This window comes from Pseudomonas sp. H26/SER47-MNA-CIBAN-0231, from assembly GCF_040310465.1.
GTDB classification, from domain to species: domain Bacteria; phylum Pseudomonadota; class Gammaproteobacteria; order Pseudomonadales; family Pseudomonadaceae; genus Aquipseudomonas; species Aquipseudomonas atacamensis.
This window is the reverse complement of sequence record NZ_JBEOPW010000034.1, coordinates 1-19257: the sequence shown is the minus strand read 5'-3', so window position 1 is coordinate 19257 and position 19257 is coordinate 1. Positions and strand designations below refer to the sequence as shown.

The window sequence follows — 19257 nt, the reverse complement described above, 5'->3', positions numbered from 1 at the left end:
ATCCAGAGCGCCCTGAAACAAGGGCGTAATAGACTCCTAAAACAGCCGTGAAGCGACAGATACGTTGACACGCACCGAAACGCCAAAAAGTAACCAAAAGGCTGCGCCCTGACGTTCGGCCCGCTCGCTGGGGCTCGGGGTACCTTCGCTCCGGAATCGATCCGGGCGCAGCGGCTACGGTTTGCTTCGCTGCACCTCCTTCCGCTGTGTACGACTGCGTCGTACGGTCGCTGCGCTCCCACCTCCGGATCAATCCCTCCGCTCAGCCTGCCGACGGGCTCCAGGATCAAGAGCCACTCGAGCTTGCGCTCATTGTATTGAGTGGTGAAAGCAGGAGGCGGATTGCTTTTGCTTTTTGCTTTTCTGTGGGAGCGAGCTTGCTCGCGAAGGCGGCCTGACAGCCGACCGTTTTCTCACTGAATGCATCCGATCAAAACTGTAGGAGTGAGCCTGCTCGCGATGGCTGTGTATCAGGCAACACGATGATGATTGGGGAGTGTTGTTTTGTCTTGCGATCCGGTTTCTCCAGGGACGGCCCTCACCCTAACCCTCTCCCAGAAGGAGAGGGGACTTGGTCGAGGTGTTTGTTGAAGATGCGCCGACCTGAGACTCTGCGTCGAGCTCGTTCTTGAATTCAACGAAGATCGGCTCCCTTTCCCCCTCGCCCCCTGGGGGGAGAGGGCTGGGGTGAGGGGGCTGGGTTTCACTGATTCAACGCAATCTGCAGCCTATCCCAAACAACCATTCACCCCGTCACACACCCAACCGGCACTTTCCCCGCAAACGTATCAACCAGACTCGCCACCACCATTTCCCCCATCCGCGTGCGAGTCTGCAATGTTGCGCTGGCCCGATGCGGTTGCAGCACCACCTGTTCATTACCAAACAACGCTTCCGGCACATTCGGTTCATCGACAAACACATCCAGCCCAGCCCCGGCGATTTCCCCAGCCGAAAGCGCGGCTACCAGATCCGCCTCATTCACCAGTTTGCCCCGGGCGACGTTGATCAGATAACCGTCCTCGCCCAGCGCTTGCAACACTTGCGCGTCGATGATCGCTTCGCCCTTGTCCGCCGCGGCGGCGAGGATCAGAGCGTCGCTGTCGCGGGCCAGTTGTTTGAGGTCGGCGACGAAGGTGTGGGGGACGTCGCTCATCGGTTGCAGGTCGGTGTAGCTGATCGGGCAGCCGAAGGCGGCGGCGCGGGTGGCGATGGCGCGGCCGACACGGCCCATGCCGACGATGCCGATGCGCATGCCGGAGACTTGTCGGGCCAAGGGCAGCGGGGCGAGTGGGGTCGGGCTTTGTGGCCATTGGCCGGAGCGCACGTAGCGGTCGCTGGTGCACAGGCCGCGACAGACCGAGATGAGCAGGCCGATGGCGAGGTCGGCGACGTCTTCGGTGAGGGCGCCGATGGTGGCGGTGACGCGGATGCCGCGATCGCGGGCGTAGGCCAGGTCAACGGCGTCGGTGCCGACGCCGTTGACCGCGACGACTTCCAGGTTCGGCAGTTGCGCCATCAGCGCCTGGCTGATGCCGGTGTGACCGCCGGTGATGACGCCGCGAATGCTGGCGCCGTGTTCCTTTATGTAGGCGGGTTTGTCCGCTTGCTGGAAGTAGCGGCGTACGGTGAACAGTTCGTCCAGACGCGCGTTGATTTCCGGGATCAGGATCGGGCTCAGTTGCAGGATTTCTGGCTTCATGGCTACCTCGTTACGCAATAAAAAGGCCGGCTCAACCGCGGCCGGCAAACGGCATGGCGCTGGCCATGACGGTCATGTTCAGGACGTTGGCTGACAGCGGAAGGCCGGCGATGTAGCGCACTGCATCGGCGACGTGTTTGACGTCGACCATCGGCTCGACGGCGATGCTGCCATTGGCCTGGCGCACGCCTTTGGTCATGCGCACCGACATTTCCGTCAGGGCATTGCCGATGTCGATCTGGCTGCAGGCAATGTTGAATTCACGGCCATCCAGCGCCAGGGATTTGGTCAGGCCGAGCACGGCGTGTTTGCTCGCGGTGTAGGCGCTGCTGAACGGGCGCGGTGTGTGTGCGGAAATCGAGCCGTTGTTGATGATTCGTCCGCCCTGCGGCTGTTGTTTGCGCATCAGCCCAAACGCGCCGCGAGCGCAGAGAAAGACTCCGTTGAGGTTGGTGTCGATCACGTTGCGCCACTGCTCGAAGGTCAGTTCATCCAGCGGCACGGCGGGGGCGTTGACGCCGGCGTTGTTGAAGACCACATCGAGACGCCCGTAGACCTCGGCAATGGTCGCGAACAGCACATCGACACTGGCCGGATCACGCACGTCGGTGGGTACCGCCAGTGCTTGGTGACCCTGGCTCAGCGCTAGTTCGACCAGCGCTTGCAAGGGCTCGGGCCGGCGTCCGGCGAGCACGAGGGTGAAGCCGTCAGCCATCAGGCCCAGCGCCACGGCGCGGCCGATGCCACTGCCGGCGCCGGTCACCAGCGCAACTTTCAAAGGGGTCGTCATAGTGTTGTTCTCCTTTTTTCTCAATCCGCTGGAATCAGGGCCGTGGGCCGACGCGCATTTCCAGGTGGCCGATGCCGTCGATGCCGGCGCTGATCACGTCGCCCGGTTGCAGGCTGTCAACGCCGGCGGGGCTGCCGGTCATGATCAGGTCGCCGGCGCGCAGGGCCACGGATTGCGAGATGCGCGCGATTACTTCACTGACCGACCAGATCTGGCTGTCGAGATTGTCGCGCTGGCGTTCTTCGCCGTTGACGTTCAGCCACAATTCGCCCTCGGGATGGCCGCTGCGGCTCACCGGGACGACGGCAGTCATCGGCGCGGCACCGTCGAACACCTTGGCGCCTTCCCACGGCAAGCCGTTGCTCTTGGCTGCGCGTTGCACATCGCGGCGAGTCAGGTCGAGGCCGGCGGCGTAGCCCCACACGTAGGCGAGCGCTTGATCCTCGGGGATATTGGCGCCGCCTTCACCGATGGCGACGACCAGTTCGATTTCGTGAACGAAGTCCTCGCACACTGTCGGGAAGGCGATGTCGCCGACGGCATCGACCACGCAACTTGCCGGTTTCATGAAAAACACCGGCGGCTGGCGCGACTGGCCTTGAGTGTCCGGCCATGGGTAGTTGCGGCCGACACAGAACACCCGGCCAACGGGGAAGCGCTGCTCGGTGCCGAGGACCGGCAAGGTCACGGGCAGATCCGGGGTAAAGACGTATTCGGTCATGTTCATCCTGCGGGTCATCCTGTTTGAAAGGGCAGCGTACGGCGGCTGGCGTCGGCGAAGTTGGACGAAAGCCGCCTGCGTTTGGACAAATCCGGGCTTTTCGCCTCAGCGCACCTTCAGCTCGATGCGGTACAGACGTCCGAGCAACAACGAATAGGAGAGGGTGCCGATCAGCGCCACGCCGCCAATGAACCAGAAGGCATAGGCGAAGGTGCCGGTGGCGTGGACGATGGCGCCGATCACGATCGGCGTGACGATGCCGCCGATGTTCGCCGCCAGGCTGGTAATGCCGCCGGTGAGGCCGATCAGCTCTTTCGGCGCCACTTCCGACACCGCCGCCCACGACGAGGACGCGATGCCTTGGGCGAAGAACGCGATGGTCAACACGGCGATGCAGATCAGGTTGGAGTCAGTGAAATTCACCAGCACGATCGACATGCCCAGCATCGAACCGACCACCAGCGGCAACTTGCGCGCAAACGACATCGAGTAGCCGCGACGGATCAGCAGGTCGGAAACGATGCCGGCCAGCAGAATCCCCACCGTGGCACCGACGAAGGGCAGCACGGCGAAGATCCCGGCCTTGATCATGGTCAGTTTGCGTTCTTCGATCAGGTAGGTCGGGAACCAGGTGAGGAAGAAGTACAGCGCCGAGGTGCTGGCGAACTTGCCGATGCAGATCGCCCAGATCTGCCGATAGCTGAACAGCTCGGCAATCTGCCGCCAGTTGAAGCGGGTGCGCTCCTGGCTGCTCTTGACCAGACCGCCGCCGGTTTCGATGTACTTCAATTCTTCCTGGCTGACCTTCTTGCAGTTCAGCGGATCGCGATACAGGTACAGCCACAGCACACCGAAGACGATGCCGAGTGCGCCGGTGCTGTAGAACACGTGGCGCCAGTCAAAGGTGGTCGCCAGCCACAGCAGCGCGCCGGTGAACAGCGCCGTGCCGAGGTACTGACCGCACACGTAAATGCTGCTGGCCATCCCGCGTTCCCGCGCCGGGAACCACACCGTCACCGCGCGGCTGTTGGCCGGGAAAGCCGGGGCTTCCATGGCGCCGACCGCCAGGCGCAGGCCGAACAGCGAGGCAAATCCCGTGGCGAAACCTTGGCAAACGGTGACGGTCGACCAACTGATCAGCGATACGCCGTAGGTGAAGCGCGAGCCAAATCGATCAGCGATGAAGCCGGCCGGCACCAGCGCCAAGGCATAGGTCCAGGCGAACGCGGAAAAGATCAGGCCCATCTCGATCTTGTCCAGGCCCAGGTCCTTGGCCATGAACGGCGCGGCGATCGAGATGTTCACCCGGTCGATGTAATTGATGATCGTCGCGATCAGCAGCAGCGACAGCATGAACCAGCGCCGCCGCGTAGGCAGACGCTGCGCCGAAACGGCATCGCGTGCACCGGCGATCACCGGCGGCACCGTGGCACTGGAAGAATGGGAGTTGGACATGCGGAGACCTCGTTATTGTTAGAAGAGTCGAGATTTTTCGAGCAGCCGATGCCGTTGCCCGCAACGTGTGGGGCAAGGCAATCGAACGGGTTGCAGCGCGGTTTTCAGACGTTCAGGAACGTCTTTCTGCGACTGATTTCAAGGGGAGGTCGGGCGGGGCGGCGAGGGGAAATAGCAGGATCATGACGTGCGCACCTTTGATTGTTTTTGAAAGAGGTTGGGCTGCGTTGGTCATTACAGTGGTCGTACAACGGTTCTAAATCAACCGATGGGTTAGAACGTTTTTTCTTGAAAAAAGTGGATTTGGCGAACGTGTCCAAAAAGATAAATACGATTTGTCTTGAGAATAAAGATCAGATTTAAATCGCAACCAACTGAAAAATAACGACTATCACTGTTCTTAAGCTAATGCGCTTTTTGGACAGGCTCATCGCGAGGTTTCTTTCAAAAAAACCAATGTCATCGTATGACTCATTGCCGCCCACCGCCCAACCCTGCAAGATGACAGGCGCTACCTCACTGCCCGGAGGACCTTCTGCCCATGTCTTCACCCAGCCGTATCCCGACTTACGTCATGCAGCAACGCAGCGAATTGACCGATTTCTACATTCGCGACAAAAAGGGTCGGCGCGCCGAAACCGCGCCTCACCGGCATGAGTATTTTCAAATCCAGATCAACCTCGGTGGCGACACCGTGCAGCACATCGGCAGCGTGCAGCGGCCGTTCCCGCGCAACACTCTGGCGTTCATCCTGCCGCACCGCGTGCATGTGATTCCGCATCCCGCAGACAGCAATTTCATCGTCATCAATTTTTCCCAGACGTTTCTCTTGCCGCACCTGCAATGCGACCCGATGGATCTGGAAGAGGTGTCGATCCTGCTCGCGCCTGAACTGTCGCCGTTCCGCTTTCAGGAGCATCTGGATTTCATTTTGGGCGATGAGGATTTCGCTCAGGTCTGCGGCCTGATCGAGCAGATGCGCAGCCTTGATGAGAACCGTCAGTTCGGCACCCGGGAAATGCTCAAGGGCTTGTTGCTGCAGATGATTGGCAGCGTATGTTTTCTTTACGCCGAGCCGCTCAAGCGCTTGGCAGAAGAGAACGCCGCCGAAAACAGCCGTCGCGACGCTTTGAGCCGCATGTTCGAATATTTGCGGAAGAACATCGCCGATCCTGATCTCAACCTGATCAAAGTCGCTGCTGCGACCTATCTGTCACCGACCTACCTGACGCACTGGCTGCGCAAGGAGATCGGCAAGACCTTCACCGAGCTGGTGCTGGAGCGGCGCATGCACGCGGCGCGCAATTTCCTGCTCAACAGCACGCGCTCGGTGGGCGAGGTGGCGCGGTTGTGCGGGTTCGCCGATGAGGCCTATTTCTCCCGGCGGTTTCGCCAGATTCATGGCCAGCCACCGGGGCAGTTCCGCCGCCGCCAGCTCAACCCGGACACGCCGCAGACGCCACTGAATACTTAGAGCGGCGCTCAGACCCACTTGAAGCGGGCAGGGAAGCGCGCGACAAAACAGGTGCCCGTTTCACGGTCAGATGTCACGCTCAAGGTGCCGTTGTGCGCATTGGCAATCTGCCCGGCGATGTACAAGCCCAGTCCCAACCCTTCATGACGCTGGCCTGCTTCGGAACGGGAAAACGGTTCGAACAGCAGCGGCATCAGCGCAGGCGGGATTGGCGTGCCCTGATTGGTCAACGAAATAACGATTTCGTCGCCCTCGGCAAAGGCTTTGAGCACGATCGGTTCGGCGGTGGAGCCGTGGGTCACGGCGTTGCCCAGCAGATTCGACAACAACTGGCTGATCCGCAGCGGGTCGCAATAGACCCCGGCCGGCACCTCCAGCGAATCGATAAATTTCGCCTGCGGGTAGGCCACCTGGATTTCTTCCAGGGTCTGGCGCAGCGTTTGCTGCAAGTCATCGACCAGTTTGCGCTGCACCGGGATGCCACTGCCGAGCCGACCCCGGGCGAAGTCGAGGATGTTTTCGATCAGCACGCCCATGCGCACCGAGCTGGTGCGAATCGCCGACAGTAGCGTGCGCGAGCGCTTGTCCTCGACTTTGCTTTCCAGCAGATCTGCACTCATGCGGATGGCACTGAGTGGCGTGCGCAAGTCATGGCCCAGTACGGCGATGAACTGCTCGCGCAGACGGCCCATTTCGTTGGCATCGGCCAGCGCGGTTTTGGTCGCGTGCAAATGGCCTTGGGTATCCAGGCTCATCGCAATCAGTTGGGCGAAGAGGGTGAGGGTCTTTTCGATGGCCGGGTCGTCGAGGTTCGCCGGCACCGAATCAATGGCGCACAGCGTGCCGAAGAATTCGCCATCGGCCTTGATGATCGGAATGGAAATGTAGCTTTCCAGACCGTAGGTTTTCGGCGTGTGATGCGTGGAGAACAGCGGGTGCTGGCTGGCATGGCCGAAGATCACTGGCTGATGGTGCTGACGGATCTCATGACAAATCGTCGATTCCAGCACCAGTTCGCCGCCGGGCAACAGGCCGAAGTCAATCGAATCATCCACGGCGCAGGCGATCCACTTGCTCTCGGTGACCCGCGCTACGGCGGCGAAGCGCATACCGGTGATGTGCTTGACCATGCTCAGGATCACCGGCACAGCGTCAATGCTGCCGATGGCCTGGAGGTCGGAGGAGAAATCTGTCTGGGGCATGGCCGGTGCTTCGCGAAAGTGTCGCCAGAGACTATCGGTAATTGCCGGCCTTGCCTAATGAACCTGCAAAAAAGGGCGCCGGGAAAACTCTCGGCGCTCTGTGTGGTGCTTGCTGAGCGCTATCGCCTCAGAACTTGTACTTGGCCGTCATCATGTAGCTGCGCGGGGTGCCGTAGTTATCGGTCGAGCCCCAGGTCACGTCGGTGCCGATGGAGGAATAGTACTTGCGGTCGAAAATGTTGTTGGCGTTGACCTGCAGGTCGAGGTGCTTGTTAACCTCGTAACCGGCCATCAGGTCGGTGACCGCGTAGCCGCCCTGTTCGAGGCGATAGCTGCCGCCGTTGGCCAGAGCGATGTCGTTGTACATGCGGCTCTGCCAGTAGACGTTGCCGCCCACGCGCAGTTTTTCCAGCGGGCCTTTGAAACGATACACGGTGGAGACCTTGAACAGGTGCTCGGGCATGTCGGTGTCGAATTTCTGGTTATTGTTGGCCGGGTTTTCGTCCTTGATGTAGTGGGCGCGGGTGTAGGTGTAGCCGGCGCCGACTTGCCATTGCTCGGTCAGCGCACCTTGCAGTTCCATGTCCACGCCTTGGGCGCGAACCTTGCCAGAGGTTTCGTAGCAGGTCAGCTCCGGGCAGCCGAGCTGGGTCGCCGCTTGGGTGGCGCGGTTGGTCTGGTCCATCTGGAACACCGCCACGCTGCCGTTCAGCGCACCGTCGAAATATTCGCCCTTGATACCGACTTCGTAGTTTTCACCGACGATCGGCTCGAGCACTTTGCCGCCGAGATCTTTCTGGGTTTGCGGGGTGAAGATGTCGGTGTAGCTGGCGTAGACCGAGTGATGGTCATCGAGTTTATAGATCAGGCCGGCGTAACGGGTCAGGTTGCGGGTGACTTTGAAGTCGCCGTCGGCGCTGCGATCGTCGTAGTCATACCAGTCCAGACGACTGCCGAGAATCAACGTCAGCGGGTCGGCCAGGCTCAAGCGCGTGGTCAGGTAAACCGCGTCCTGAGTGGTGACGTTGCGCGATTTGCCGCTACGCACGAAGTCAGGCTTGGGCGCGGCGATCGGCAGGCCGGTGTCGTAGGGCGCGTATTCCTTGGTGGTGGCGTCGTACACGCGATTGCTGGCGCCGACTACCAACTCGTGGGTACGGCCGAACGCTTCGAACGGGCCGCTGGCGAAACCGTCGAAGGCGCGTTGCTTGTCGGTGTGGTGCGATTGATAGGCGGTGGTTTCCAGCGGGCCGTCGTAGCGCGACAAATACGTGCCGGAGAATTCGCCCTCGGTTGTCGAAGTGGAACCGCCAACATGCAGTTTCCAGTCGTTGTCGAAACGGTGTTCGACTTCACCGAATACGGTGTCGACTTGCAGCTTGCGGTTCTCCCAATCGGTACCGGGATAGGTGGAGCGGGGCAGATCAAGGTGGTGGCCGTCTTCGCCGATCGGCAGACCGCCCCAGAAATAGTTGGTCTGATCGTTCTGTCGGGAAAAACCGAGGGTCGCCGTGGTGCTGTCGCTCAGGTCGGCTTCACCGATGGCGTAGAACAGGCCGTGATCGTTTTCTTCCTTGTCGCGAAAGCTGTCGGCGCCCTGATACGACGTCACCACCCGGCCACGCAGGGTGCCGCTGTCGTTCAGCGGGCTGGAGGCGTCGACTTCGCCACGGTAGTCATCCCAGCTGCCGGCGGCGCCGGTGAGGGTCACGCGCTGATCAGCGGTCGGACGCTTGCGCACCATGTTGATCGCCGCCGACGGGTTGCCGGCACCGGTGACCAGGCCGGTTGCGCCACGGACGATTTCCACTCGGTCGAACATCGCCAGGTTCGGTTGCACCGCCAGGGTGTACGGCGAATACGAGCTGGGCAGGCCGTCGTACATGATGTTGTCGATGTCGAAACCGCGCGCCTTGTAAGTCTGCCGGCCCGGGCCGCTGGCCTCGCTGAGGAACAGCCCCGGCGTGCCGCGCACCACGTCGTTGACGCTGGTCATGTTCTGGTCGTCCATGCGCTGACGAGTGATTACCGTCACCGCCTGCGGCGTTTCGCGCATGGTCAGCGACAGCTTGGTCGCGGTCTGCATCGGGCCGGTGGTGTAGGACTGCGTGTCTTCGGTGGTGCTGCTCATCTGCGTGGCGCCGATTTCGGTCGCTTGCAGTTCCAGCGGGCCGTTGGCGGGCGCAGTGGCTGCGGTTTCTTCAGCCAACGCAGGAGCGATGCTGGCCATGCCGATGGCGATGGCGAGGAGGTTAGGTGAAAGGTTCGAGCGGCGGTGATTGGTGTGAAACGACATCTATCTGCTTCCCCAGGAGTACCCAAACAATACTGATACGAGTGCGTGTAAGAATTATTCGCATTAGTATGTCGGAAGTTTCTCAGGGGATAAACCCGTACGGGTTAGTTAGTTAACGATTTTTTCACAATTAGGGTTGATAGCCTCCAGAAGCAAATGTGGGAGCGAGCCTGCCAACAAAGGCGGTGTGTCATTCAACAGATGCGTTGTCTGATACTCCGCTTTCGCGAGCAGGCTCACTCCCACAGGGTGATGCGCTTTTTCTGAAATCAGTCCAGATCCTTCGCCCCATGCCGCTCCGGCACCTGACTGTCTTCATCACCCCAGGTGCGATTCACTCGCTGCCCACGCATGACCGCTGGCCGCTTGGCGATTTCTTCGGCCCAGCGCTGCACATGGGTGTACTCGTGCGCGGCGAGAAATTCCGCCGCCGAGTAAACGTTGTTGCGCACCAGTTGCCCGTACCAGGGCCACACGGCGATGTCGGCGATGGTGTAATCGTTGCCGGCCAGATAGGCATTGTCGGCGAGACGGCGGTTGAGCACATCCAGCTGCCGTTTGGCTTCCATGGTGAAGCGGTTGATCGGGTATTCGAGCTTCTCCGGCGCATACGCGTAGAAGTGCCCGAAGCCGCCGCCCAGATACGGCGCCGAGCCCATTTGCCAGAACAGCCAGTTGAGGGTTTCGGTGCGACCAGCCGGATCCTTGGGCAGCAAGGCGCCGAACTTTTCCGCGAGATACAGCAGGATCGAGCCGGACTCGAACACCCGGATCGGCGGCTCGACGCTGCGATCCAGCAGCGCCGGGATTTTCGAATTGGGGTTGACTTCGACAAAGCCGCTGGAGAACTGATCGCCCTCGCCAATGCGGATCAGCCACGCGTCGTATTCGGCCTCGCTGTGGCCGAGTGCGAGCAGCTCTTCGAGCATGATGGTGACTTTCACACCGTTGGGCGTGGCCAGCGAATACAGCTGTAACGGATGCTTGCCGACCGGCAGTTCCTTATCGTGGGTCGGCCCGGCGATCGGCCGGTTGATGCTGGCGAAGTGGCCGCCGGAAGGGGCTTCGTGTTTCCAGACCTTGGGCGGAACGTAAGACGCATTGCTCATGAAACGGACCTCGTCGATGCTGGGAGAGAACAGGTAGACACCGTATCTCGAAAGGATTGAGAACACTACCTTGTGGGAGCTGGCTTGCCAGCGATGACGACGGCACATCCAGCATCAATATTGGCTGACCCACCGCAATCGCTGGCAAGCCAGCTCCCACAGGTTCGGAGTCAGGCACAAATCTCCCGTGGGAGCGAGCCTGCTCGCGAAGCGTCGGCAGGGGGCGCCGCGCCTAACGGCTCCAATACCGCCCAACCGCACCCCCGACTCCCTGCACCGGATCTGTCTCAGGAAACGCCAGCCCCTCGATCCGCGCCAACTGCGCATCACTCGGCGCGGCCCGGCAAATATCCGCCTGCTGCCCCGGCGGATAAGCACCCACCACCAGAAAGTCCTCGCTCGAGCCCAGATTGCAGTGCCCGGTTCCCGCCGGCAGCAACAACACATCCCCGGCACTGACGTCGACGACTTGCCCATCAGGCCCGCCCAACATCAGCCGCGCCTGCCCGGCCGCCACGCCAAGCACTTCGTGGCCTTCAGTGTGGTAGTGGTGATAGTCATAAATGCCGTAGCGCCACTGCGCCGGCCAGCCATTGGCGCCGAAGGTCTGCTCGAAGCGCGCCGCCGGATCGTTGCCCTCGACGGCCACCGCACGGCGGTAGATCAGCACCGGCAGACGCGGATTGTTCGGCACCCAGCCATTGCGTTGCAGCAGCAGGGTTTGTACTTCAGTCATGGCCAATCCTCCTTCGCTCGATTTATCAGTCGACCGCAGCGCAGGGCAATCGCCTCAAAAAATCATTGCCGCGCAAACACGGCGCCGAAGTTGATGCCCGGAAAATCCAGCGAAACTTCATCGCGCAGCAGGCTGTCCAGACCCTTACATGTCCATGCAGCGGTAAATGGCGAGGGTCAAGATGACGATGACAGTTGGTGATTTTCTGGTTGAGCGGCTCAGCGAATGGGGCGTGACGCGGATTTTTGGCTATCCGGGGGATGGCATCAACGGCGTGTTCGGCGCCATGAGTCGGGCCAAAGGCAAGATCGAATTCGTTCAGGCACGGCACGAGGAAATGGCTGCGTTCATGGCCTCGGCCCACGCCAAGTTCACCGGCGAGCTGGGCGTTTGCATCGCCACCTCGGGTCCCGGCGCTTCGCACCTGATCACCGGCCTCTACGACGCGCGCATGGACCACATGCCGGTGCTGGCCATTGTCGGTCAGCAGGCACGCACGGCGCTGGGCAGTCACTACCAGCAGGAACTGGATCTGGTGTCGATGTTCAAGGATGTCGCCGGTGCGTTTGTGCAGCAGGCTTCGGCGCCGTCGCAAGTGCGCCATCTGCTTGATCGCGCGGTGCGCACTGCGGTCGGCGAGCGCCGCGTCACCGCGTTGATTCTGCCCAATGACTTGCAGGACCTGCCTTACGAACAACCGGCGCGCGCCCATGGCACCGCGCATTCCGGCGTCGGCTACAGCAAGCCGAAAGTCGTTCCTTATGCCGCCGATCTGCAACGCGCCGCCGAGGTACTGAACAGCGGCGAGAAAGTCGCGATTCTGGTCGGTGCCGGTGCGCTGGAGGCGACCGACCTGGTCATCGCCGTGGCAGAAAAACTCGGTGCCGGTGTCGCTAAAGCCTTGCTGGGCAAGGCGGCACTCCCCGATGACTTGCAGTGGGTCACCGGCAGCATCGGCCTGCTCGGCACCGAGCCCAGCTACAAGCTGATGAGCGAGTGCGACACCTTGCTGATGATCGGTTCGGGCTTCCCGTATTCCGAGTTTCTGCCCAAGGAAGGCCAGGCGCGCGGCGTGCAGATCGACTTGCAGCCGGACATGCTCAGCCTGCGTTATCCGATGGAGGTCAATCTGGTCGGTGATTCAGCCGAAACCCTTGCCGCGTTGCTGCCCTTGCTGGAACAGAAAACCTCGAACAAGTGGCGCAAGAAGATCGAAGGCTGGCGCAGCAGCTGGGAGAAAACCCTGGAAAAACGCGCCATGGCCAAAGCCGATCCAGTCAATCCGCAACGGGTGGTCTACGAGTTGTCACCGCGTTTGCCCGAGCAGGCGATTATCACCAGCGACTCTGGCTCCTGCGCCAACTGGTTCGCCCGTGACCTGAAAATCCGTCGCGGCATGAAATGCTCGTTGTCCGGTGGCCTGGCCTCAATGGGCGCGGCGGTGCCCTATGCGATCGCGGCCAAGTTCGCCTTCCCGGAGCGCCCGGTCATTGCCCTGGTCGGCGATGGCGCGATGCAGATGAACAACATGGCCGAGCTGATCACTGTCGCCAAATACTGGCGGCAATGGCAGAGCCCGAAATGGATCTGCGCGGTGTTCAACAACGAAGATCTGAACCAGGTCACCTGGGAGCAGCGGGTGATGGAGGGCGATCCCAAGTTTGAAGCGTCGCAGAGCATTCCCGATGTGCCATATCACCTGTTCGCGATTTCCATCGGTCTGAAGGGCATTTTCGTTGATCGTGAGGAGGAGGTCGCAGCTGCGTGGGAGCAAGCGCTCGCCTCGGAAGTGCCGGTGCTGATTGAGTTCAAGACCGACCCGAACGTGCCGCCGCTGCCACCGCACATCAAGCTTGAGCAAGCGAAGAAATTCGCCACGACCCTGCTCAAGGGCGATCCGGACGAAGCCGGGGTGATCGTGCAGACCGCCAAGCAGGTGTTGGGCGCCGTGTTGCCCGGGAAGAAATGACGGTGTGCGCTTGAACGAGTCCACCATCTACATCGGTTGCGCCGGCTGGAGTCTCGGGCGCGAGCACTGGCCGGCATTCCCCGCCGAAGGCACGCACCTGCAACGCTACGCCGCGCGCTTCAACTGTGTGGAAATCAACAGCTCGTTCTATCGCCCGCATCGGCGTCAGACCTACGAGCGCTGGGCCGACTCGGTAGCGCCGGACTTTCGCTTCGCAGTGAAAGTGCCGAAGCTCATCACCCATGAACAGCGGCTGGCGGACAGCGCGGCCGCGCTCGATGAGTTTCTCGGCCAGTGCCAGGGCTTAGGAGATCGACTCGGCTGCCTGCTGGTGCAACTGCCACCGAAACTTGCCTTCAATGCGCCGGTGGCCGAAGCGTTTTTTCATGCCCTGCGCGAGCGGTTCAAGGGCAGGGTAGTGCTGGAGCCGCGACACGAATCGTGGACTGAGGCTGAGGCAATGCTGGTGGAGTTGCAGATTGCCCAGGCGGTGGTCAATCCCTCGCGGATCAGCACCGACACCGCACCGGGTGGCTGGCAAGGCCTGCAGTATTGGCGCCTGCACGGCTCGCCACGGATTTATCACAGCGCTTATGAAGCGGCCTATCTGCAACAGCTTGCTCAGAACCTGCGGCGCGCGAAGGCCGACGGCAAAGACATCTGGTGCATCTTCGACAACACCGCCAGCGGTGCCGCCACGGCCGATGCGCTGACTTTGAGGGCGTTGATCGAAGGCGGTGAACGCTGAACGACGACGCTCTCGCCACCCACACAAACGATCCGGCTACAGGTAAACTCCGCGCACTTTTTCAAGGAGTTCACATGAGTTACTACCAGCCGGGCATTCTCGCTACCCCTGTTCCTGCGCAAGCACGTCATCTGTTTTTCGCCCTGGCGTCGGTTGAAGCCTTGCCGCAAGTGATCGACAGCCTGCTGATGCTGGTGGATGGCAAGTCGGCGGTGGTTGGCTTTGGTGAGTCGTTGACCAAGGCGCTGAATGTCGAAATCGCTGGCCTGCGCAGCTTCCCGGCGCTGACCGGCGTTGGCGTGAATAACCCGTCGACCCAGCATGCCCTGTGGATCTGGTTGCACGGTGTCGACCGGGGTGAGCTGCTCAACCGCTGCAACGCTATCGAAGCCGCGCTGGCCCCGGCCTTGCGTCTGGTCGAGATGCAGGAAGCCTTCCGCCACATGGACGGCCACGACCTTACCGGGTACGAGGACGGCACGGAAAACCCCCACGATGACGCCGCTGTCGCCGCCGCGCTGCTGAGCAGTGGCGCGGACGGGCTGGTCGGTGGCAGCTTCGCCGCGATCCAGCAGTGGCAGCACGACCTCAAGGGTTTTCATCGCCTGTCTGCCGGCGCCAAGGACGACATCATGGGACGGCGCTTGAGCGATAACGAAGAAATCGACGACGCGCCGATCTCCGCCCACGTGAAACGCACCGCGCAGGAAAGCTTTGCGCCGGAAGCGTTCGTGGTGCGTCGCTCGATGCCATGGATCGAAGGCGATCGCGCCGGTTTGATGTTCCTCGCTTTCGGTTTCTCGCTGGATGCTTTCGAAGCACAACTGCGGCGCATGAGCGGCCTGGAGGACGGTATTGCCGATGGCTTGTACCAGATCAGCCGGCCAATCACCGGCGGCTACTACTGGTGCCCGCCGCTCAAGGACGGACGTCTTGATCTACGCGCGCTGCGCATCGGCTGAGGACTGCACATGAACGTGGTGCGCTGGGGCATGATCGGTTGCGGCAGTGTCGCTGAACGCAAGAGCGGGCCGGCCTTCTACAAGGCGCCCGGTTCGGCACTGGTTGCGGTGATGGGCCGACGCCTCGAAGCGGTGACCGACTACGCCGCGCGCCACGGTATCAGCCGCGTCTATACCGACGTCGATGCGCTGATCAACGATCCCGAAGTGGACGCGGTGTACATCGCCACACCGCCCGACAGCCACCACGCCTACAGCCTGAAAGTCGCCGCCGCCGGCAAGCATTGCTGCGTGGAAAAGCCCATGGCGCTCAACGCCGGGCAAAGCCGCGAGATGCAGCAAGCGTTTGCCGCTGCCGGTCTGCACTTGTTCGTCTCGTATTACCGCCGCTCGCTACCGCGTTTTGCCCAGGTGCGGCAATGGCTGGAGGAGGGGCGCATCGGCGATGTCCGCCATCTGAGCTGGACGCTGACCAAAGCGCCGTCGCCGGCTGATCTTGAGGGTCGCGATAATTGGCGCACCGACCCGGCGGTGGCTGGCGGCGGCTACTTTGCCGACCTGGCCAGCCATGGCCTGGACCTGTTCCAGTATCTGCTTGGCGACATCGTTGAAGTCGCCGGTTTCACCGCGCGTCAGGCGGGTCTGTACGCGGCGGAAGATGCGGTCAGCGCCACCTGGCGGTTCGCCTCCGGAGCGCTGGGCATGGGCTGCTGGAACTTTGTTGCGGACCGGCGTGAGGATCGGGTCGAGATCATCGGCAGCAAAGGGCGCATCGGGTTTTCGGTGTTTGACGAGCATCCGGTGCAGCTGGATGCCGATGAGCAGATCAGCCTGGAGATCGCTCATCACGAGCATATTCAGTGGCATCACGTGCTGGGGATGAATGCGCATATTCGGGGTGATTCACAGCATCCCGCCGTGGCCGAGCAAGCCGTCAAGACCGATTGGGTCATGGACGAGATCCTCAAACGCTGAGTAGACCACGACCCCTTGTGGGAGCGAGCCTGCTCGCGAAAGCGGTGTGTCAGTCACGGAGGTATTGACTGATCAGAATGCTTTCGCGAGCAGGCTCGCTCCCACAGGTCTTCTGGCGCAACACGCATCTAAGGTTATGCCCAAACAATATTTCTCAACCTCGTCATAACGTCTCTAAGATCACGTCATAACTCGTTATAACAAGTGATCCGACGATGACCGATAACGTTCTCTCCCTCAGTAGCGTTCCGCTGCACACCCAACTGCGCGATGTCCTGCGTGCGCGGATTCTCGACGGTGAATACCCGCAAGACAGCCAGATGCCTTCCGAAAGCGAACTCGGTGCACTGTTCAAAGTCAGCCGCATCACCGTGCGCCAGGCACTCGGTGATCTGCAAAAGGAAGGCCTGATCTTCAAGATCCATGGCAAGGGCACCTTCGTCGCCAAGCCGAAAACCTTTCAGAACGTCAGCAGCCTGCAAGGCCTCGCCGAGTCGATGACCGGGCGCGGCTACGAGGTGATCAACCGCCTGCGCAGTTTCAAATTCATTCCGGCCGACAAGCGTGTCGCCGAGCGTCTGCAGGTGGCCGAAGGTGAAATCGTCGCGCAGATCAAACGCGTACGGCTGATCAATCGCGAGCCGATCTCGCTGGAAATCACCTACCTGCCTAAAACGGTCGGTGAGCGACTGGAGAAGGCTGATCTGGTCACCCGCGACATCTTTCTGATCCTCGAAAACGACTGCGGCATCGCCCTCGGCCACGCCGATCTGGCCATCGACGCAGTGCTGGCCGACAGCGACCTGACCCAGGCACTCGCCGTCGAAGCGGGCTCGCCGATCATGCGCATCGAGCGCTTGACCTACGATGCCCAAGGCCAGCCGCTGGACTTCGAACACCTTTATTACCGTGGCGATGCGTTCCAGTACCGCCTGCGGATCGACCGGCAAAAAGGGGAGCAGGCATGACCCGCAACGTTCTAGAGCAGGAATACGACATCGTCGTGATTGGCGGCGGTACGGCCGGGCCGATGGCGGCGATAAAGGCCAAAGAGAAGAACCGCGATTTGCGCGTTTTGCTGGTCGACAAGGCCAACGTCAAACGCAGCGGCGCGATCAGCATGGGCATGGACGGCCTGAACAACGCCATCATTCCCGGCCACTCGACGCCGGAGCAGTACACCAAGGAAATCACCATCGCCAATGACGGCATCGTCAATCAGGCGGCGGTCTACGCCTATGCGACGCACAGTTTTGAAACCATCGAACAACTCGACCGCTGGGGCGTGAAGTTCGAGAAGGACGAAACCGGTGACTACGCGGTGAAAAAGGTCCACCACATGGGCGCCTATGTGCTGCCGATGCCGGAAGGGCACGACATCAAGAAAGTCCTGTATCGGCAGTTGAAACGTGCGCGGGTGAGCATCACCAATCGCCTGGTCTGCACGCGTTTGCTGACCGACGAGGAGGGCGCGGTCAACGGTGTGATGGGCTTCGATTGCCGCACCGCCGACTTCCATGTGATCAAGGCCAAAGCAGTGATTCTCGCCTGCGGCGCGGCCGGACGCCTCGGTCTGCCGTCGTCGGGCTACCTGATGGGCACCTACGAAAACCCGACCAATGCGGGCGACGGCTACGCGATGGCGTATCACGCCGGCGCTGAGCTGGCCAATCTCGAGTGTTTTCAGATCAACCCGTTGATCAAGGATTACAACGGCCCGGCCTGCGCCTACGTCACCGGCCCGCTGGGTGGCTACACCGCCAACAACAAGGGCGAACGCTTCATCGAGTGCGACTACTGGAGCGGGCAGATGATGTGGGAATTTCACCAGGAACTGGAAAGCGGCAACGGTCCGGTGTTCCTCAAACTCGATCACCTGGCCGAGGAAACCATCCAGAATATCGAGGAAATCCTGCACAGCAATGAGCGCCCGAGCCGTGGCCAGTTCCACGCCAACCGTGGCACCGACTACCGCACGCAGATGGTTGAAATGCACATTTCGGAAATCGGCTTTTGCAGCGGCCACTCGGCGTCCGGCGTGTGGGTCAACGAGCGTGCCGAGACTTCAGTGAAAGGCTTGTATTCGGCCGGCGACATGGCTGCGGTGCCGCACAATTACATGCTTGGCGCGTTCACTTACGGCTGGTTCGCCGGGCACAACGCCGCGGAATTTGTCGCCGGCCGCGAGTTTTCCGCACTGGACAGCGAGCAGATCGCCAAGGAACAGGCCCGGGTTTACGCGCCGCTCGATCGCCAGGACGGTCTGCCGCCGGCGCAGGTCGAGTACAAGCTGCGGCGCTTCGTCAACGATTACCTGCAACCGCCGAAAGTGACCAAAAAAATGCAGATCGGCCTGCAACGCTTCAGCGACATCGAGCGCGATCTCGAGCAGATGAAAGCCAACAACGCTCACGAACTGATGCGAGCGATGGAAACCAGCGTGATCCGCGACTGTGCCGAAATGGCCGCCCGCGCTTCGTTGTTCCGCGCCGAAAGCCGCTGGGGCCTGTACCACTATCGCGTCGATCACCCGCAACGCAACGACGCCGATTGGTTCTGCCACTGCCATCTGAAGAAGGGCGAGGACGGCCAGATGACCAGTTTCAAGAAGGCCGTCGAGCCCTACATCATCCCGCTCGACGCCGAGGAAATGCAGGCTTACGACCGCCTGCGGGTCGGCGCCTTCGCCGCTTGAGACATCATTTTTCAGAGAGTCCGAAACATGGCTTATCAAGCTCAGGAAATCTTCTTCCGCTCCAACGCGCCGGTCACTGTCGATGAGGACAAATGCATCGCGGAAAAGGGCTGCACCGTGTGCGTCGACGTCTGCCCGATGGACCTGCTGGCGATCAACCCGGCCACGCAAAAGGCCTACATGGCGTTCGATGAATGCTGGTACTGCATGCCGTGTGAGAAGGATTGCCCGACGGGGGCGGTGAAGGTCGACATCCCCTATTTGTTGCGTTGACCCCAAATCCATTGTGGGAGCGAGCCTGCTCGCGAAAGCAATCGTTCATTCAACAATGATGGTGCTGACCCGCCGCCTTCGCGAGCAGGCTCGCTTGTATGGTAGGACTTGAAGGGAGGAGGAGGGACAAGGCTCGATTCTGACTGTTAG

The 19257-nt window shown here is 61.2% G+C and carries 16 protein-coding genes; 8 read left to right on the top strand and 8 right to left on the bottom strand.

Annotated features, from left to right (window positions below):
• Positions 1-745: 745 nt before the first annotated feature.
• The 4 genes from AAEZ10_RS26920 to AAEZ10_RS26905 form a co-directional block, all read right to left on the bottom strand.
• Positions 746-1702, bottom strand: coding sequence for a 2-hydroxyacid dehydrogenase (locus AAEZ10_RS26920; protein ID WP_350571741.1), 957 nt, complete (start codon positions 1700-1702; stop codon positions 746-748).
• 31 nt (positions 1703-1733) lie between these two features.
• Positions 1734-2492: an SDR family oxidoreductase gene (locus tag AAEZ10_RS26915; RefSeq protein WP_073474868.1), complete on the bottom strand. Its 759-nt coding sequence runs from the start codon at positions 2490-2492 to the stop codon at positions 1734-1736.
• A gap of 34 nt (positions 2493-2526) precedes the next feature.
• Complete coding sequence (locus AAEZ10_RS26910; RefSeq protein WP_125916076.1) at positions 2527-3219, bottom strand: fumarylacetoacetate hydrolase family protein; 693 nt, start codon at positions 3217-3219, stop codon at positions 2527-2529.
• 99 nt (positions 3220-3318) lie between these two features.
• On the bottom strand, positions 3319-4668 hold the full coding sequence (locus AAEZ10_RS26905) for an MFS transporter (RefSeq protein ID WP_056785134.1): 1350 nt from the start codon (positions 4666-4668) through the stop codon (positions 3319-3321).
• A gap of 541 nt (positions 4669-5209) precedes the next feature.
• On the opposite strand from AAEZ10_RS26905, the gene AAEZ10_RS26900 reads away from it, so the two are divergent.
• Complete coding sequence (locus tag AAEZ10_RS26900; protein ID WP_041478660.1) at positions 5210-6142, top strand: helix-turn-helix transcriptional regulator; 933 nt, start codon at positions 5210-5212, stop codon at positions 6140-6142.
• An 8-nt stretch (positions 6143-6150) separates the two neighbouring features.
• Here AAEZ10_RS26900 and AAEZ10_RS26895 read toward each other — a convergent pair whose 3' ends face one another.
• The 4 genes from AAEZ10_RS26895 to AAEZ10_RS26880 form a co-directional block, all read right to left on the bottom strand.
• Positions 6151-7344, bottom strand: a complete 1194-nt coding sequence (locus tag AAEZ10_RS26895; RefSeq protein WP_122601807.1) for a GAF domain-containing sensor histidine kinase — start codon at positions 7342-7344, stop codon at positions 6151-6153.
• 127 nt (positions 7345-7471) lie between these two features.
• Complete coding sequence (locus tag AAEZ10_RS26890) at positions 7472-9640, bottom strand: TonB-dependent siderophore receptor (RefSeq protein ID WP_073474859.1); 2169 nt, start codon at positions 9638-9640, stop codon at positions 7472-7474.
• A 269-nt stretch (positions 9641-9909) separates the two neighbouring features.
• The gene (yghU, locus tag AAEZ10_RS26885) at positions 9910-10749 is read right to left on the bottom strand and encodes a glutathione-dependent disulfide-bond oxidoreductase (protein ID WP_073474857.1); all 840 of its coding nucleotides are present in this window, start codon (positions 10747-10749) and stop codon (positions 9910-9912) included.
• Positions 10750-10981: 232 nt separating this feature from the next.
• Positions 10982-11485: a cupin gene (locus AAEZ10_RS26880; protein WP_280038543.1), complete on the bottom strand. Its 504-nt coding sequence runs from the start codon at positions 11483-11485 to the stop codon at positions 10982-10984.
• Positions 11486-11666: 181 nt separating this feature from the next.
• Between AAEZ10_RS26880 and AAEZ10_RS26875 the strand changes: the two genes are divergently transcribed.
• The 7 genes from AAEZ10_RS26875 (at position 11667) to AAEZ10_RS26845 (ending at position 19107) form a co-directional block, all read left to right on the top strand.
• Complete coding sequence (locus AAEZ10_RS26875; protein WP_024012702.1) at positions 11667-13454, top strand: thiamine pyrophosphate-requiring protein; 1788 nt, start codon at positions 11667-11669, stop codon at positions 13452-13454.
• A 10-nt stretch (positions 13455-13464) separates the two neighbouring features.
• Positions 13465-14202, top strand: a complete 738-nt coding sequence (locus AAEZ10_RS26870) for a DUF72 domain-containing protein (protein WP_350571736.1) — start codon at positions 13465-13467, stop codon at positions 14200-14202.
• A 74-nt stretch (positions 14203-14276) separates the two neighbouring features.
• Complete coding sequence (locus AAEZ10_RS26865; RefSeq protein WP_122751398.1) at positions 14277-15164, top strand: Dyp-type peroxidase; 888 nt, start codon at positions 14277-14279, stop codon at positions 15162-15164.
• A gap of 9 nt (positions 15165-15173) precedes the next feature.
• Entirely contained in the window at positions 15174-16139 is a 966-nt protein-coding gene (locus AAEZ10_RS26860; RefSeq protein ID WP_336463625.1) for a Gfo/Idh/MocA family protein, read from the top strand.
• Between the two features lie 215 nt (positions 16140-16354).
• Positions 16355-17107: a GntR family transcriptional regulator gene (locus AAEZ10_RS26855; RefSeq protein WP_130928173.1), complete on the top strand. Its 753-nt coding sequence runs from the start codon at positions 16355-16357 to the stop codon at positions 17105-17107.
• Positions 17104-18834, top strand: a complete 1731-nt coding sequence (locus AAEZ10_RS26850; RefSeq protein ID WP_122692742.1) for a fumarate reductase/succinate dehydrogenase flavoprotein subunit — start codon at positions 17104-17106, stop codon at positions 18832-18834. Before AAEZ10_RS26855 ends, AAEZ10_RS26850 begins: the two co-directional genes overlap by 4 nt.
• Before the next feature lie 27 nt (positions 18835-18861).
• On the top strand, positions 18862-19107 hold the full coding sequence (locus AAEZ10_RS26845; RefSeq protein ID WP_003225615.1) for a 4Fe-4S dicluster domain-containing protein: 246 nt from the start codon (positions 18862-18864) through the stop codon (positions 19105-19107).
• Positions 19108-19257: the final 150 nt, after the last annotated feature.

Coding starts and splice junctions, on each gene's coding strand:
- AAEZ10_RS26920 (WP_350571741.1), bottom strand. CDS start 1,702: ATGAAGCCAGAAATCCTGCAACTGAGCCCGATCCTGATCCCGGAAATC.
- AAEZ10_RS26915 (WP_073474868.1), bottom strand. CDS start 2,492: ATGACGACCCCTTTGAAAGTTGCGCTGGTGACCGGCGCCGGCAGTGGC.
- AAEZ10_RS26910 (WP_125916076.1), bottom strand. CDS start 3,219: ATGAACATGACCGAATACGTCTTTACCCCGGATCTGCCCGTGACCTTG.
- AAEZ10_RS26905 (WP_056785134.1), bottom strand. CDS start 4,668: ATGTCCAACTCCCATTCTTCCAGTGCCACGGTGCCGCCGGTGATCGCC.
- AAEZ10_RS26900 (WP_041478660.1), top strand. CDS start 5,210: ATGTCTTCACCCAGCCGTATCCCGACTTACGTCATGCAGCAACGCAGC.
- AAEZ10_RS26895 (WP_122601807.1), bottom strand. CDS start 7,344: ATGCCCCAGACAGATTTCTCCTCCGACCTCCAGGCCATCGGCAGCATT.
- AAEZ10_RS26890 (WP_073474859.1), bottom strand. CDS start 9,640: ATGTCGTTTCACACCAATCACCGCCGCTCGAACCTTTCACCTAACCTC.
- yghU (WP_073474857.1), bottom strand. CDS start 10,749: ATGAGCAATGCGTCTTACGTTCCGCCCAAGGTCTGGAAACACGAAGCC.
- AAEZ10_RS26880 (WP_280038543.1), bottom strand. CDS start 11,485: ATGACTGAAGTACAAACCCTGCTGCTGCAACGCAATGGCTGGGTGCCG.
- AAEZ10_RS26875 (WP_024012702.1), top strand. CDS start 11,667: ATGACGATGACAGTTGGTGATTTTCTGGTTGAGCGGCTCAGCGAATGG.
- AAEZ10_RS26865 (WP_122751398.1), top strand. CDS start 14,277: ATGAGTTACTACCAGCCGGGCATTCTCGCTACCCCTGTTCCTGCGCAA.
- AAEZ10_RS26860 (WP_336463625.1), top strand. CDS start 15,174: ATGAACGTGGTGCGCTGGGGCATGATCGGTTGCGGCAGTGTCGCTGAA.
- AAEZ10_RS26855 (WP_130928173.1), top strand. CDS start 16,355: ATGACCGATAACGTTCTCTCCCTCAGTAGCGTTCCGCTGCACACCCAA.
- AAEZ10_RS26850 (WP_122692742.1), top strand. CDS start 17,104: ATGACCCGCAACGTTCTAGAGCAGGAATACGACATCGTCGTGATTGGC.
- AAEZ10_RS26845 (WP_003225615.1), top strand. CDS start 18,862: ATGGCTTATCAAGCTCAGGAAATCTTCTTCCGCTCCAACGCGCCGGTC.